Genomic DNA, 14,072 nt, shown 5'->3' on the forward strand with positions numbered 1-14,072 from the left:
CATCAAGCCGGAACTGCAGAAACTCATCACCGGCCGCGAAACCGGAGCGGGTTTCGCGAAGAAGCTCCAGGCCGATTACGAGAAGGAGCTGTCGCCGACGACGAGCAGGCCCGCCTCGGCCGCGGCCCGGACCAGTACCGTCGAGGCCTTGTCCTCGGCCACCGTCTCCAGCACCTCCACGTCGGGGTACTTGTCGCGCCACACCCGCAGCACGGCCCTGAGGAAGCCCAGCCACTCCTCGGCCTGCCGTGGGTCGTCCACCAGGCCGATCTCACCGGCGCCGAGACTGAGCGGGCCGGGCCGGTGCCAGGCGTGCACCGCGCGCAGCCGGGCGTGCCGGAGCCGGGCCGCCTCGAAGGCGAACTCGATGGTCTCGTCGCAGGCGTCGGCCACGTCGACGGCGAGGACGACGTCCCGGTAGCCCGTGCGGGTCGAGGCGCTGCCGTCGGCCGCCGTAAGGTGTTCGTCCGCCGCGTCCTCGTCCGCACGGATCAGGACGACGGGACGGGTGGCCTCGGCGACCACGCCCAGCGCGACCGAGCCGACCAGGAAGCCGGTGAAGCCGCTCAGCCCGCGCGAGCCCAGCACCAGCAGCTCCGCCTGCTCGGCCTCCTTGACCAGAGCCGAGACGACCGGCCCCTCCACCAGCTCGTCCTGGAGCCGGATGTCCGGGCAGCCGGCACGCACCCACTCCTCGGCCTGCCGCAGCGTCCGCCGGGCCAGGTGGCGCCCCGCGGCGGCGGCGACCGCGCCGTCCTGCCGGCGTGGATGCCAGTCCCAGACGTGCACCAGACGCAGCGGCAGATCACGCCGCAGGGCCTCACGGCCCGCCCACGCGGCGGCGGCCAGACTCTGTTCGGACCCGTCGACTCCGGCGACCAGGCAGGGCACCATGACGACACCTCCTCGTAAGGGTTTCTCCTGCTGCCAGCCTCATGCGGCGAGCCGTCGGCGGGCAGAGGCCGTCAGGGCCTCACCCGGACCGACCGGCCCGCCGGTGCCCCCCTGGCAGCGCGGGGGCACAGGGCCCGCCAGGAACCGGGCCCTTCGGGTCCGGTTCATCCGGTTCAGTGGTGGACGGGGGTCGGCCGGTCGTGCGGCACGCGCGGACGCGGGATCCGTGACGTGGTGCGGTGCGGCCGCCGGCCGCGCAGCCGGGCGGTGAACGCGTCGAACAGCGCGGTGAAGACCGCGGTGAGGATCGCCGTCATGGCCAGCGCCAGCACCAGCAGGACCGAGAAGCGCTCCCAGAACTCCGTTGTGAGGCTCGTGCCCACTGTTCTCGCCCTCCCTTGTCGGGGTCGTTCCCCTCCCTTACAGCCAACTCCGCCGGCCCCGGGGGCGCTTGAGCCGAGCGGTCCGGCCGACGGTGCGGACCGTCCTGACCCGGGGGGCCGACCGGCCCACCTCCTTCCCGCCTCCCGCCGGTCGTCCGCAGGGCCGAGGCCCGCGCCGCCGGCCGACGAGCTGGGCCGCGGGTCTCTCCGGCGTGCGGGGGTACGGGCGGGCCGCCATGGGGCCGAAGAGTCCCTTCGGGATGGTCTGGGCGGCCCTTGGCCCCGGTCCGTACCGGGCCCACGCTGGGACGGGAAGACCCCGAGGAGGCAACCATGCACGGCAGTCCGCACACCGTCGGCGACGTGATGACCCGCGCCGCCGTGGCCGTCGGCCGTGACGTCCCGTTCAAGGACGTCGTCGCGCTGCTGGACCAGTGGAAGATCAGCGCCCTTCCCGTGCTGGAGGGCGAGGGCAGGGTGATCGGTGTCGTGTCCGAGGCCGATCTGCTGCCCAAGGAGGAGTTCCGGGACCGTGATCCGGACCGGTTCGTACAGCGGGAGCGGTCGGCCGACCTGGCCAAGGCCGGCGGCCTGACCGCGAAGGATCTGATGAGCACGCCCGCCGTGACCGTGCACGCCGACGCCACCTTGGCCGAGGCCGCCCGCATCATGGCGCGGCGCCGGGTCAAGCGGCTGCCGGTCGTCGACGGCGTGGGCCTGCTCCAGGGCGTCGTCAGCCGCGCGGACCTGCTCAAGGTGTTCCTCCGCGAGGACGAGGAACTCACCGAGGAGGTTCGCCGGGAGGTCGTCGAGCGGCTGTTCCCCCTGTCGGCCGACCACATCCAGGTCGAGGTCACCGAGGGGGTGGTCACCCTCACCGGATGGGTCGACGGCACGGATCTGGTGCCGGTCGCCGAGCGTCTGGCACGCGCCGTGGAGGGCGTGGTGGACGTGCGCTGCCATCTGTGCCCCGTCCCCGTCCGCAGCGACGCCGGCTGAGACGGCGCCGGGCTCCGGTCCCGCGAGGTGTGCGGGACCGGAGCCCGGTGCGTACCCGCCCAGACCGGTGTCCGGCAGGCAGCCCTTGTGCGCGGGTCAGCCCTTGCCGCCGCTGAAGTTGCGCCACTGGGGGCCGACTCGCCGCCACTCGTCGTCCCATTCGGCGAGACGGCGCCCGAGCAGCCGCCGGCGGACCAGCCAGCCGCCGCCGTAGACCGCGGTCACGGTCAGCTGCCAGACGAGCACACCGGTCGCGACCGTCTCGAAGGTCGACTCCGCCTTGCTCGGCGGAGCGCTGACCAGCTGCTCGCCACGGTTCACCCAGACCTGGACATGGCTGCCGGCGGCGGCCGTGGGGACGGCCTTGGCCCGGCCGGTGCGCACGGTGCCGTCCGCGGCCGTCCACCGGACCGCGACCCATGTCTTGCCGACGTCGTAACCGGCCGTGACGGGCGAGCCCTCCGCCGCGTCCTCGGTCAGCACGGCGGACACCGAACGGGTATCGGCCCGCCGTTCGGCGAACGCGTGATCGACGGTCTGGGCCACGGCCCAGCCGGAGAGCGCTCCGCCGAGAAGGGCTACGGCCCAGACGGCGAGCACGATCCAGGCCTCCACGACGTCGCTGTGCCGCCGCAGCGGATTGCGCCGCCATCGCCACCACCACGACCTGCCCCGCCTCCGGCGGCTGCCGGCGCCTGCCTGCTTCCGGGAGCTGTCGCGGTTCATGACTCGGCACCTCCCCGCGCGGAGACGGCCGGGGTGTTCATCAGCAACCGCCGCATGGCCTCGGCCTCGACCACGCCGTTGAACGCCGCGTCGCGGCGCGGGGCGACGACTTCGCGGGTCATCACGTCGTCCACCACGGACGAGGTGCCGGTCATGGCGGCCTCCAGCGGTCAGATGCCGTACTTCGGCACCTTCAGCCTCAGTCACCCGGCCGCGCCGGGGCATGGGCCGAGCGGCCCCGGGCAGCGGTCCGGATTTCCTCTCCCCGTGCATAAGGGCCGATCGGCCCCCGTCGCGGGACCAACGGCACCTGCGCCGGAGCACGTCCGGGAAGAGAGTTGAGTCAGGAGCGGCGCCGATCCCCCGCGGTGTCGCTCCGTACACCCGACTTCTTCACCTCGACGAGGCACGTCCGCCGCGCCGGGGGACGACTCACCGACGGAACCCCGCCATGGTCAACGACGACAGCGCACCCGCCCGTCTCACAGGTGCGCGCCGGAGCGTCGAGCTCGACAGCTCGGAGGCGCTGCGACTGCTGGGCACGGTGTCGCTGGGGCGGATCGTCTTCACCCGGCAGGCCCTGCCCACCGTCCGGCCGGTCAACCACGTGCTGGTCGACGGCGACATCGTCATCCGTACCCACGAGGGGGCCGCCCTGACCTCCCGCACCCGGCAGGCCGACGGCACCGGGGTGGTGGTCGCCTACGAGGCCGACGTCATCGATCCGGACACCCACCTGGGCTGGAGCGTGGTGGTCACCGGCTTCGCGCACCTGGTGACCGACCCGCGCGAACTCGCCCGCTACGAGTCGCTGCTGCGTCCCTGGCTGGACCGGACCATGGAACACGCGGTGCGCATCCACCCGGACCTGGTGACCGGCATCGCCGTCGTCGGCGACGACGGCTGAGCGGTCACTCGTGCGCTGCGACCGCGACCGGTGCCCCGCAGACCCGGGCACCGCAGCCGTGTGCACAGGGCCGTGAGTCCGTGAGAGACGAGCGAGGCGAGCCGATGGAAGAGACACTGTCACTCGGCCGGATCGCGGGGGTGCGCGTCGGCCTCCACTGGAGCGTGCTGGTCATCGTCGTCCTGGTGACCCTCGCGCTCGCACAGGGCCGCTTCCCCGCCGCCCATCCCGGCCATTCCGCCCTGCTGTACTGGGCGCTGGGGCTGTTGACCGCGGTGGTCTTCCTCGCCTCCCTGCTGGCGCACGAGCTGGCGCACGCGGTGGTCGCCCGCCGCAACGGCGTGCCGGTCGAGGGCATCACCCTGTGGATGCTCGGCGGCGCCGCCCGGCTGAGCGGTGAGGCTCCCACGCCGGCCGCCGAATTCCGTATCGCCGGTGTGGGTCCGCTCACCAGCCTGCTGGCCGGCGGCCTGCTGGCCGGCGCGGCCGTGGGGCTGGAAGCCCTGCACACCTCGGCGCTGCTGGTGGAGGCGGTCGCCTCGCTCGCCGCGATCAACGTCGTACTGGCCGTCTTCAACTCGCTGCCCGCCGCCCCGCTCGACGGCGGCCGGCTGCTGCGGGCGTACCTGTGGCAGCGCACCGGTGACCGGCTGCGGGCCACGCGGGGCGCGTCGGCGGCGGGCCGGGCGCTGGGCTGGTTCATGGTGGTCACCGGGTTCGCCGCGGTTCTCCTGCGCGGTGACCTCTCCGGGCTGTGGGCCGCCCTGCTCGGCTGGTTCCTCGTCGCCGCCGCCACGTCCGAGGCCCGGCAGGCGGAGATCCGGGGGGTCCTGGACGGAGTCCCGGTGAGCCGTGTCATGACCGGCGGCCCGGTCACCGTGCCGGCCGACGCGACGCTCGCCGGTTTCCTGGCCGAGGGACCCTTCGGCCACTACCGGCATTCCACATTCCCCGTCACGGCGGCGGACGGAACGGTGATCGGGCTGCTGACGATCCGGCGCCTGGACTCCACACCGCCCCAGGAGCGGGCGAGGACCACGGTCCGCGAGGCGATGCTCCCCCTGTCCGAGTGCGTCGTCGCCACCCCCGAGGAGCCGGTACTGGACGTGCTCGCCCGCTTGGAGGCGAGCCCGGTCCGCCGCGCCCTGGTCCTCACGGACGGCCGTCCCGCCGGCATCCTCGCCCTGTCCGACATCGCCCGAGCCCTGGCCTGGCCGACCGGGTCCGGCCGGCCGGGGCCGCGGCAGCCGTGAGCGCACCGGTCCGGCCTCGGTGCCGGGAAGCCGGACCGGTGCGGTCCCGGACCGGGGCTCAGGCCAGGGCCGCCTTCAGCACACCGAACGCCGTCCTCGGGTCGGCGAGGGCGTGGTGGATGCCGGGGATCTCGCGGTCGAGGCCGAGCAGGCCGTAGACGGCGTGCATGGCGCCGCGCACGGAGTACTCGACGGTGAAGACGACGTCCTCCGGTATCTCCGTGAACTGGCCGAGGAAGGCGAAGTTCGCCGCGCCGCGCGGAATGACCAGGGGGCGGTCGTGCGGGGTGCGCGGGGCGAACTGGCTGGTGATGTAGGGCAGCATCACCGGGATCACGGTCGTGGTGGCCGCGACCTGTTCCTCGATGTCGGACATGCCGAGGTGGCCGAGGAGTTCGGTGAGGATCTCCCGGCCGGTGGCCTGTGCCATCGGTTTGCCGACGAAGTCGCCGTCGCGGTCGACGAGAAGGCCGTACCCCCACAGGGTGCGGACGTCCTCCGGCTGGCCCTCGAAGTGCGGGGCGTGCGGGACGACGACGGACATCAGCCAGGCGGAGTGCTTGAACGTCATCAGCCCTCCGGTGCCCGGAAGGTTGCCGGACAGCTCCTCGATGCGGTGCAGCAGGAGCGGGCTGCGCAGGGTGAGGGTGAAGGACTCCCACTTGGCCTCGTCGACGTTGCCGTGGAAGACGGCGGGGCGCCCGAAGTCGTCGGCCTTGGCGGCCAGGGTCTCCCACAGCCGCCAGCCGCCGTCGCGCTTGTCGCGGATCAGCTCGGGCGCGGTGTCGTCGTCGCCGTACGCCGCGTCGGCGGTCATGGAGCCGAGGGTGAGGAAGGCGTAGTCGGTGGTCCTGAGGTCGATCGTGTCGGACTGCCCGGCGCGGTCGAGGCGGAGGCGGCGCACCCGCCGGGTGCCGTCCGTGCCGGTGGTGAGGTCGACGTCGGTGACCCGCACGCCGTACTCGAAGCGCACGCCGAGTTCGGTGAGCCAGGTCTGCAGGGGGCGGATGATCGAGTCGTACTGGTTGAGCCGGGTCCGGCGCACGCCCGACAGGGTGTGCATGCGGGGGAACTCCTGCATGAACCGCAGGAAGTAGCGCCGGAGCTCGATGGCGCTGTGCCAGTTCTGGAAGGCGAAGGTGGTGCGCCACATCGCCCAGAAGTTGGTCGCGAAGAAGTGCGGGGAGAAGAACTCGTCGATCCGGCGGGCCCCGATCACCGGTTCGGGGAGCACGAGCAGCCGGGTCAGCTCCATGCGGTCGCGGGTGTCGAGGCCGTAGTCGGAGGCGTCCAGGATCTCGGCGCCCTTGCCGATCAGCCGGGCCCTGGCGTCGGTGGGCCACCGGGCGCTGAACGCGCGGATCTCCTCGCGCACGGACACGGTCTCGTCGGTGAGGGTGGGGATGGTCTCCAGAAGGTTCCACAGGCAGGTGTACGCCTCGTCCTCCAGCATGCGGCCGCCCCGGCTGACGTAGCCGTCGGGTCCGCCCCGGCCGTCCATGGAGCCGCCGGCCACCGGGAGCTCCTCCAGGATGTGGATGTTGTGTCCGGCGAGGCCGCCGTCGCGGACCAGGAAGGCGGCGGCCGCCAGCGAGGCGATGCCGCCGCCGACGAGGTAGGCCCGGGACTGCTGCGGAGCGTCGGTCATGACGTCCCTCCGTTCTGCCGCCCGCGCGCGACGGCGGCCGGCTCGTATCGGGGTCGTCAGTCAACTCGCGGGGCGTCCGCGCGCGCAGGGGCCGGATGTCCCTGTTCGCCCGCCGACGGTCCCCGGCCCGGGGACAGGACGTCACAGACCGCCGCGCGCCGCGTGTGCCTCTTCGAGGGCGAGGCCGACCCAGCAGGTCCAGCCGACGGGTTGCAGCGCCCAGTAGCTGATGATGCGGTAGAGGAACGTCGCGGCGATCGCCTGTGCGGTGGGCAGTCCGCAGACGACGAGCAGGGCCGACAGCGTCGCTTCGGCGATGCCCAGGTTCCCCGGTGTCAGGTGCAGGCTGCCGGCCAGCTGGGTGAGGGCGTAGGAGAGAAGCAGTCCCCGCCAGGGCACCTCGATGCCCAGGGCCGACATCCCGGCGGCCAGGGCGGCCGCATCGAACATCCAGTTCAGGAAGGCGTACCAGAGCGGCCACAGCCAGGGCAGCGGCCGGGGCTGTGCGGCGCGGGCCTGGCGCAGCACTCCGGCGAAGTCCGACTCCGCGCGGCGTACCCGCGGGAACCGCCGGCCGGCGCCCGCCCAGACCCGGCGCAGCAGGCGGCGGAAGCCGCCGTAGCGGGACAGAGCGAGGAGCACGAGCGCGGCGAGGAGAACAGGCAGCAGCGCGTCCACGACGGGGCGTACCAAGGCGCCGGGACCGGCCCGGCCGGCCACCGCCACGCCGAGGGCGAAGACGAGGAAGAGGCCCGCCGCCGACGCCGCGCCCGCGGTCACCAGGACGGCGGCGGCGAGCACCCCGCCCGCACCGCGGCGGGACAGGCGGCGCAACAGCCAGGCGGCCGAGAAGGCCGCGCCGGCCGGCAGCGCACCCGCCATCGCGTTGGCGGCCACGGTGGTACACGTCATCCTGGCCATGCTCCACCGCACGCCCCCCACCCTCAGCAGCCACCGCGGCACGGCCGCGAAACACAGCAGGGACATCACCTCGAGTGCGACGGCGCCGCCGAGGCCGGCCGGCCGTACGCGGGCGACCAGGTGATACGCCTGCGCGATCTCGCTCCGCCGGAAGACGGCGGCCACCACCGCGCCCGCCACGATGAGCGCCGAGCAGAGCCACCAGATCCGGCTCGGCCGGGTGGCTTCGCCCGGCGCCGGTCCGGTGTCCCCGGCTCGGGTCCCCGGCTGCGGCATGGAATCCCTTCGAGGGTCGACGCGAGAGGCGGAGCTGGTCGCGGCAGCGGGACCGGTACGCCGTCGCACCGGGGTCACCCCGCTGCCACGGACCACGATGCCGCCCGGCGCCGACGCCCGCAGCCGGGTACGGCCTGCCGAGCGTCACCGGCCCAGGGACGTCGCGCGGGACTCCTGAGGCCAGGTGGCCGCGGAGACGGTCTCTTCGGCCCTGGTGGCCGGGGAGTGGCACATCTGTACTGGGAGGAGGACGGGGGCGGACGACGCCACCCGCCGCCGGACGCCGGGAGGCACCTCGTGCCCGGCCCGTTGACCGCGGTGCCGAACGCGGCGCCCCGCGTCGCCTCCGAGGAAGGACGAACGATGAGTATCAGCGGAGACTGGTACAACGAGATCGGCTCGCACATGCGGATCACGGTCGACCCGGCCGGGGGTGTCCAGGGCACCTACTTCTCGGCGACCGGTCACGCGGTGGGCGGGTACCCGCTGGTCGGGCGCTACGAGGCGGCTGCGGCCGCGGACCGCGGGACGCCGCTCGGCTGGACGGTGGCCTGGCGCAACGAGCGGACCGACGCCGAGTCGGTGACCAGCTGGAGCGGCCAGTACCACGAGGACGGCGAGGAGCGGATCTGCGCCGCCTGGCTGCTCACGGTGTCCGCGATCGCGGCCAACACCTGGGAGTCCACGGCCGTCGGACAGGACGTCTTCACCCGGCAGCCGCCCTCCCCGGAAGACGCCGAGCGGCGTCTGCGGCATGCCGGGGCCGCCTCCCGCCCGGGCCCGGCCGGTATCGGCACCGGCATCGGCGAGGTGACGCCGGTCTGAGACGTCCGGGACGCCCACTGGGCGCCGGGCCCCCGGCCACGCCTCCACGTCAGGCGACGGTGACACTCTCGTCGAGGTAGACGTCCTGGACGGCGTGCAGGAGCCCGACGCCCTCCGCGGTGGGGCGCTGGAAGGCTTTCCGGCCGGTGATGAGGCCGGTGCCGCCGGCCCGCTTGTTGATCACCGCGGTCCGTACCGCCTGGGCCAGGTCCCCCTGGCCGGCCGAGGCGCCGCCGCTGTTGATCAGGCCGACGCGGCCCATGTAGCAGTTGGCGACCTGCCAGCGCGTGAGGTCGATCGGGTGGTCGGTGGTGAGCCGGTCGTACAGCAGCGGGTGGGTCTTGCCGAAGTCCAGCGCGCGGTAGCCGCCGTTGTTCTCGGCCTGCTTCTGTTTGACGATGTCGGCCTCGATCGTCACGCCGAGGTGGTTGGCCTGGCCGGTGAGGTCGGCGGAGACCGCGTAGTCCACGCCGTCCTTCTTGAACGCGGAGTTGCGCAGGTAGCACCACAGCACCGTGAACATGCCCAGTTCATGGGCCCTGGCGAAGACCTCGCTGGCCTCCCGCAGCTGGCGGTCCGACTGCTCCGAGCCGAAGTAGACCGTGGCGCCGACGCCGATCGCGCCGAGGTCGAAGCACTGCTGGACGTCGCCGAACAGGATCTGGTCGTAGTGGTTCGGGTAGGTGAGCAGCTCGTTGTGGTTGAGCTTGACGATGAAGGGGATCCGGTGCGCGTAGCGCCGCGACACCGCGCCGAGCACGCCGAGTGTGCTGGCCACCGCGTTGCAGCCGCCGTCGATGGCGAGTTCGACGATGTTCGCGGGGTCGAGGTAGCGGGGGTTGGGGGCGAACGCCGATGCCGCGGAGTGCTCGATTCCCTGGTCGACGGGCAGGATCGACACGTATCCGGTGCCGGCCAGCCGGCCGTGGTCGAAGACTGACTGAAGGTTGCGCAGCACCCGGGGCGAGCGGTCGGTCCCGGACACCACCCGGTCGACGAAGTCCGGGCCGGGCAGGACCAGGTCGTCCCGCGGGATTCCCTGGGCGGAGTAGGTCAGCAGGTCCTTCGCCTCGTCGCCCAGCAGCTCTTGGATGTCGGTCATGGTCTCCGCCTCTCCTGTCCCGCGGAATGCCGAGGGAGACGGCCGCACACCTGCGGGCAACGGGACGTGCCACGGTCCGTGCGGCCGTGTCGCGGGTTCCCTGCCCATCATCCGCGCGGGCGGACCGTCCGGCAGAGCCGGTCGGGTCCGTCGTCGGGGCCGAACGGCCCGCGTGCGGGCGAACGTCTCGTCCGCCGGGACTTCCGTGCGCCCCGCGGTGGAACAGTGCAGGAGCGCGTGAACGGGCCCGGCGGGCGAAGGAGGAACACGATGGATCACCCCGTGCTGGCGGGTGTCGACGGATCCGGGCACAGTCTCGCCGCCGCCGAGTGGGCGGCGCGGGAAGCGGTGCTGCGCGATGTTCCCCTGCACCTCGTGCACGCCGCCCCGCCACTGCCCGGCGGTGAGGTTCCCGACCAGGCCCGGGAAACGCTGCGCCGCGTGGGCGAGCGCATCGTCCAGGGCGTGCTCGCCGACCTCGGTGCCCGTCACCCGGAACTGCGGGTGCGCGGCGAACAGAGCGCCGGCGCCCCGGCCGAGGCGCTGCTGTCCCTGGCGCGCGATGCCGGGCTGCTGGTGGTCGGGGCACGGGGCTCGGGCGGCTTCGACGGCCTCGCGGTCGGCTCGGTGGCCCTTCGGGTGGCTGCCGCGGCCGGCTGCCCGGTCGTCGTGGTGCCCAGACGGCGGCTCGGCGGTTTCGGGAACGGCACCCGTCCGGCGGGCGCCGTTCCTCAGGTGGTGGTGGGTTTCGACGCGCATCGCCCGGTCGCGGAGGTGGCGGACTTCGCGTTCGGAGCGGCCCGAAGGCGCGGTGCGGTCCTCCGGGTGGTGCAGTCCTGGGCCTTTCCCGCCGAGGCCGTGTCGCCCCGGACGCTGTTCGTGACCGAGGAGGACCGTGCCACCTGGGAGGACCAGGAGGTTCTGCGGTTGTCCGACGCCCTGCGCGCCCCGCAGGGGAAATGCCCGGAGGTGACGGTCCGCGCGGATGTCGTCCTGTTGCATCCCGCGGAGGCGCTCCTGAACTCCTCCCGCGAAGCCGGCCTGCTGGTCGTGGGCCGCGGTGCCGGCCCGGGCGGCGGCGAGGGCCGGCTGGGACCGGTCACGCACGCCGTACTGCACCACGCCGGCTGCCCGGTGGCGGTCGTACCGCACGGCGGCTGACGCCCACAGGCCCGCGGGCCTGTGGGCCGATCCCGGGGTTCCTCGGCCGTCAGCCGAAGAACACCTCGAACTCGTCGTACAGGGACGGATCGACCACCTTGGTCCGCGTCTCGGCGTCGGGGATCGGCACCCGTACGATCCGGGTGCCGCTCAGGGCGACCATCGTCCCGAAGGCGCCGTCCTTGACCGCGTCGACGGCGTGCAGCCCGAAGCGCGTGGCCAGCCACCGGTCGAAGGCGCTCGGCGTGCCGCCGCGCTGGACGTGGCCGAGCACGGTCGTGCGGGCGTCCGTGCCGGTGCGCTCCGAGATCTCCCGGGCCAGCCAGTCGCCGATCCCGGACAGCCGCACATGGCCGTACTCGTCCAGCGACTGGTCCTTGAGGACCATCTGCCCCTCCTTGGGGACGGCTCCCTCGGCGGTGACGACGATCGGCGCGTAGTGGAACTCGAAGCGGCTCTTCACCCAGGCGCACACCTGATCGATGTCGAACGGCCGTTCCGGGATGAGGATCACGTTGGCCCCGCCCGCGACCCCGGCGTGCAGGGCGATCCATCCGGAGTGCCGCCCCATCACCTCCACCACCAGGGTGCGCATGTGCGACTCGGCGGTGGTGTGCAGGCGGTCGATGGCCTCGGTCGCGATGCCCACGGCCGTGTCGAAGCCGAAGGTGTAGTCGGTGCCGGGCACGTCGTTGTCGATGGTCTTGGGCACGCCGACGATCGGGATTCCCTGGCGGCTCAGCTCGGCGGCGACGCCCAGCGTGTCCTCGCCGCCGATCACGACCAGGGCGTCGATGCCGTGCGCGGCGAGGGTGTCCCGGATGCGGCGCACGCCGTCCTCGTGCTTGAACGGGTTGGTGCGGGACGACCCGAGGATCGTTCCGCCGCGCGGCAGGATCCCCCGCACCTCGGGGACGCCCAGCGGCACCACATGGCCCCGGAGCGCGCCGAGCCAGCCGTCCCGGAGGCCGGCGAACTCGAAACCGTACTCCTGGACGCCCTTGCGGACGACGCTGCGGATCACGGCGTTGAGACCGGGGCAGTCACCGCCGCCGGTCAGTACTCCCACCTTCATGGTCCCCTCCCCCTCTGTGCCTGGGTGAGGTGCGGTGTCGATCGTGAGATCCATTCTGGGCGACAGGGCTCGCGTCGGCGACTCGCGCGAGGAGCAGGCCGGGGCCGTACGGCGACGAGGACCGGCCCCAGGAGCCGTGCGGGCACCACAAAAGCCCAGCGCAAAGGCACGGTGGAGCATGCGGAAGCAGGCCTGACCGGCGGTTCCCGGCGGGTAACATCAGCCGCGCGGTGATCGGGAACACGTGTACGATCATGGGGACCGGTCGGCGGATCGCTGACAGATGAAGGGCGGGGCCTGAGGATGACTGCATCATCGGCGGACGAACAGGATCCGCAGCCGAGACTGCGCGATCTGGAGGCGATGCTGGACGCGCTCGCCGATCACGCCGTGATCAAGCTGGGCCCGGCCGGCGAGGTGGCGCGCTGGAGCCGCGGCGCTCAGGCGCTGACCGGCTACACCGAGGCCGAGGTCCTGGGGCGGTCGGTGTCGGTGCTACAGACGGCGGAGGACCGGGACGCCGGGCTGCTGGCGCAGGAACTGGAAACGGCACGGCAGCACGGCCGACGCGAGTTCGAGGGCTGGCGGGTCACCAAGAGCGGTGAGCGATTCCTGTCCCGCATCACACTGACGCCGATCGTCGGGGACGACGGTTCGGTGACCGGGTTCGTCAAGGTCCTGCGGGACGTCACCGAGTCGGCGCGGGCCGAGTCGCTGTTCCACGGGCTGCTGGAGTCGGCCCCGGACGCCATGGTGATCGTGGGGCCGGACGCGCGGATCGTCCTGGTCAACCGGCAGGCCGAGGCGCTGTTCGGCTTCGAGCGCGACGAACTGATCGGCCAGGAGATCGAGGTGCTCGTCCCGACGCGCTTCCGCCGCAACCATGTCGGCCACCGCACCGGGTTCCTCGCCGCCCCCCAGGTGCGGCCGATGGGCGCCGGTCTGGAGCTGTGGGGGCTGCGGCGGGACGGCAGCGAGTTCCCCGTGGAGATCAGCCTGAGTCCGCTGGAGACCGCCGAGGGCCGGCTGGTCGCCGCCGCGATCCGGGACGTGACCGAGCGCCGGGAGACCGAGCAGCGGCTGCAGCGCCAGCGCGACGAGATCCTGGAGCTGTCCACGCCGGTGATCCAGGTGTGGGACAAGATCCTGGTGCTGCCGATCATCGGCACGCTGGACACCCTGCGCGCCACCCGCCTGACCGAGGGACTGCTCGACAGCATCGCCCGGTCCCAGGCCGAGGTCGCCATCCTGGACATCAGCGGCGTACCCACCATCGACACCCAGGTGGCCCAGCATCTGCTGAAGACGGTGCAGGCGGCCGCGCTGATGGGCACGGTGAGCATCATGAGCGGGGTCCGCCCGGAGACCGCTCAGTCCATGGTGCACCTGGGCATCGACATGGGCCGGCTGCGCTCCCGCGGCACCCTCCAGGACGCGCTGCAACTGGCACTCGCCGTGCTGGCCGAGCGGTCCGGGACGGCACAGACGGCCGCGCGGGCGCTGACGTCCGGGGAGCCGCGGTGAACGAGGACGTGGTGCCGGTCATGCGGATCGGCGACACACTGCTGGTGGCGCTCCAGGGCGACCTGGACGACACCACCGTGATCAGGATCGAGGAACAGCTCACCCGGGAGGTCTCCCGTACGGCCGCGACCGGCATGCTCATCGACGTCAGCCGGCTGAGCATGGTCGACTCCTTCATCGCCCGGGTCCTGGCCCGCATCGTGGCCATGGTCCGGCTGCTCGGGGCGCAGGCGGCGGTGGTCGGGATCCAGCCCGCCGTCGCCATCACCCTGGTCGAACTCGGCGTTCCCATGGGCCACCTGGACACCGCGCTCAACGCCGAGCAGGGCCTGGCCCTGCTGGAGCGGCTGCGCCGCGGCGACACCGGTATGGAATGAC

15 protein-coding genes are annotated in these 14,072 nt (G+C 73.0%); 7 read left to right on the forward strand and 8 right to left on the reverse strand.

From position 1 onward, the window contains the following. Positions 1 to 75: 75 nt before the first annotated feature. Together AB0P24_RS40815 and AB0P24_RS40820 are read right to left on the reverse strand one after the other, a co-directional pair. Entirely contained in the window at positions 76 to 894 is an 819-nt protein-coding gene (locus tag AB0P24_RS40815) for a universal stress protein (protein ID WP_365803253.1), read from the reverse strand. Between the two features lie 173 nt (positions 895 to 1,067). Next, on the reverse strand, positions 1,068 to 1,277 hold the full coding sequence (locus AB0P24_RS40820; protein WP_365803255.1) for a hypothetical protein: 210 nt from the start codon (positions 1,275 to 1,277) through the stop codon (positions 1,068 to 1,070). A 333-nt stretch (positions 1,278 to 1,610) separates the two neighbouring features. On the opposite strand from AB0P24_RS40820, the gene AB0P24_RS40825 reads away from it, so the two are divergent. Further along, on the forward strand, positions 1,611 to 2,276 hold the full coding sequence (locus AB0P24_RS40825) for a CBS domain-containing protein (protein ID WP_365803257.1): 666 nt from the start codon (positions 1,611 to 1,613) through the stop codon (positions 2,274 to 2,276). Positions 2,277 to 2,372: 96 nt separating this feature from the next. Here the strand turns inward: AB0P24_RS40825 and AB0P24_RS40830 are convergent, their stop codons facing one another. Both AB0P24_RS40830 and AB0P24_RS40835 read right to left on the reverse strand, forming a co-directional pair. Then, the gene (locus tag AB0P24_RS40830; RefSeq protein ID WP_365803259.1) at positions 2,373 to 3,002 is read right to left on the reverse strand and encodes a hypothetical protein; all 630 of its coding nucleotides are present in this window, start codon (positions 3,000 to 3,002) and stop codon (positions 2,373 to 2,375) included. Next, positions 2,999 to 3,157 carry a hypothetical protein gene (locus tag AB0P24_RS40835; protein ID WP_365803262.1) on the reverse strand — a complete coding sequence of 53 codons (159 nt, stop codon included), beginning with the start codon at positions 3,155 to 3,157 and terminating at the stop codon, positions 2,999 to 3,001. Before AB0P24_RS40835 ends, AB0P24_RS40830 begins: the two co-directional genes overlap by 4 nt. A 296-nt stretch (positions 3,158 to 3,453) precedes the next feature. Between AB0P24_RS40835 and AB0P24_RS40840 the strand changes: the two genes are divergently transcribed. Beyond that, the gene (locus AB0P24_RS40840; RefSeq protein WP_365803264.1) at positions 3,454 to 3,909 is read left to right on the forward strand and encodes a pyridoxamine 5'-phosphate oxidase family protein; all 456 of its coding nucleotides are present in this window, start codon (positions 3,454 to 3,456) and stop codon (positions 3,907 to 3,909) included. A 104-nt stretch (positions 3,910 to 4,013) separates the two neighbouring features. Next, positions 4,014 to 5,162, forward strand: coding sequence for a site-2 protease family protein (locus tag AB0P24_RS40845; RefSeq protein ID WP_365803266.1), 1,149 nt, complete (start codon positions 4,014 to 4,016; stop codon positions 5,160 to 5,162). Between the two features lie 58 nt (positions 5,163 to 5,220). Here AB0P24_RS40845 and AB0P24_RS40850 read toward each other — a convergent pair whose 3' ends face one another. Further along, positions 5,221 to 6,810, reverse strand: coding sequence for an oleate hydratase (locus AB0P24_RS40850; RefSeq protein ID WP_365803268.1), 1,590 nt, complete (start codon positions 6,808 to 6,810; stop codon positions 5,221 to 5,223). Between the two features lie 141 nt (positions 6,811 to 6,951). Next, the gene (locus AB0P24_RS40855) at positions 6,952 to 8,007 is read right to left on the reverse strand and encodes a YbhN family protein (RefSeq protein WP_365803270.1); all 1,056 of its coding nucleotides are present in this window, start codon (positions 8,005 to 8,007) and stop codon (positions 6,952 to 6,954) included. A 363-nt stretch (positions 8,008 to 8,370) separates the two neighbouring features. Between AB0P24_RS40855 and AB0P24_RS40860 the strand changes: the two genes are divergently transcribed. Next, positions 8,371 to 8,832, forward strand: a complete 462-nt coding sequence (locus tag AB0P24_RS40860) for an avidin/streptavidin family protein (RefSeq protein WP_365803272.1) — start codon at positions 8,371 to 8,373, stop codon at positions 8,830 to 8,832. Between the two features lie 49 nt (positions 8,833 to 8,881). On the opposite strand, the gene AB0P24_RS40865 is transcribed toward AB0P24_RS40860, so the two are convergent. Beyond that, positions 8,882 to 9,934: a class I fructose-bisphosphate aldolase gene (locus AB0P24_RS40865; RefSeq protein WP_365803274.1), complete on the reverse strand. Its 1,053-nt coding sequence runs from the start codon at positions 9,932 to 9,934 to the stop codon at positions 8,882 to 8,884. Positions 9,935 to 10,204: 270 nt separating this feature from the next. Between AB0P24_RS40865 and AB0P24_RS40870 the strand changes: the two genes are divergently transcribed. Continuing rightward, entirely contained in the window at positions 10,205 to 11,095 is an 891-nt protein-coding gene (locus AB0P24_RS40870) for a universal stress protein (protein WP_365803276.1), read from the forward strand. A 49-nt stretch (positions 11,096 to 11,144) separates the two neighbouring features. Here AB0P24_RS40870 and AB0P24_RS40875 read toward each other — a convergent pair whose 3' ends face one another. Then, on the reverse strand, positions 11,145 to 12,170 hold the full coding sequence (locus AB0P24_RS40875; RefSeq protein ID WP_365803278.1) for a 6-phosphofructokinase: 1,026 nt from the start codon (positions 12,168 to 12,170) through the stop codon (positions 11,145 to 11,147). Positions 12,171 to 12,473: 303 nt separating this feature from the next. On the opposite strand from AB0P24_RS40875, the gene AB0P24_RS40880 reads away from it, so the two are divergent. Further along, positions 12,474 to 13,694: a PAS domain S-box protein gene (locus AB0P24_RS40880; protein ID WP_365803280.1), complete on the forward strand. Its 1,221-nt coding sequence runs from the start codon at positions 12,474 to 12,476 to the stop codon at positions 13,692 to 13,694. A gap of 20 nt (positions 13,695 to 13,714) precedes the next feature. Next, a complete protein-coding gene (locus tag AB0P24_RS40885) occupies positions 13,715 to 14,071 on the forward strand; it encodes an STAS domain-containing protein (RefSeq protein WP_365803332.1) in 357 nt (118 codons plus the stop codon). The last annotated feature ends 1 nt before the right edge of the window (position 14,072 follow it).

Source organism: Streptomyces sp. NPDC086519 (assembly GCF_040686075.1).
Lineage (GTDB): Bacteria > Actinomycetota > Actinomycetes > Streptomycetales > Streptomycetaceae > Streptomyces > Streptomyces shenzhenensis.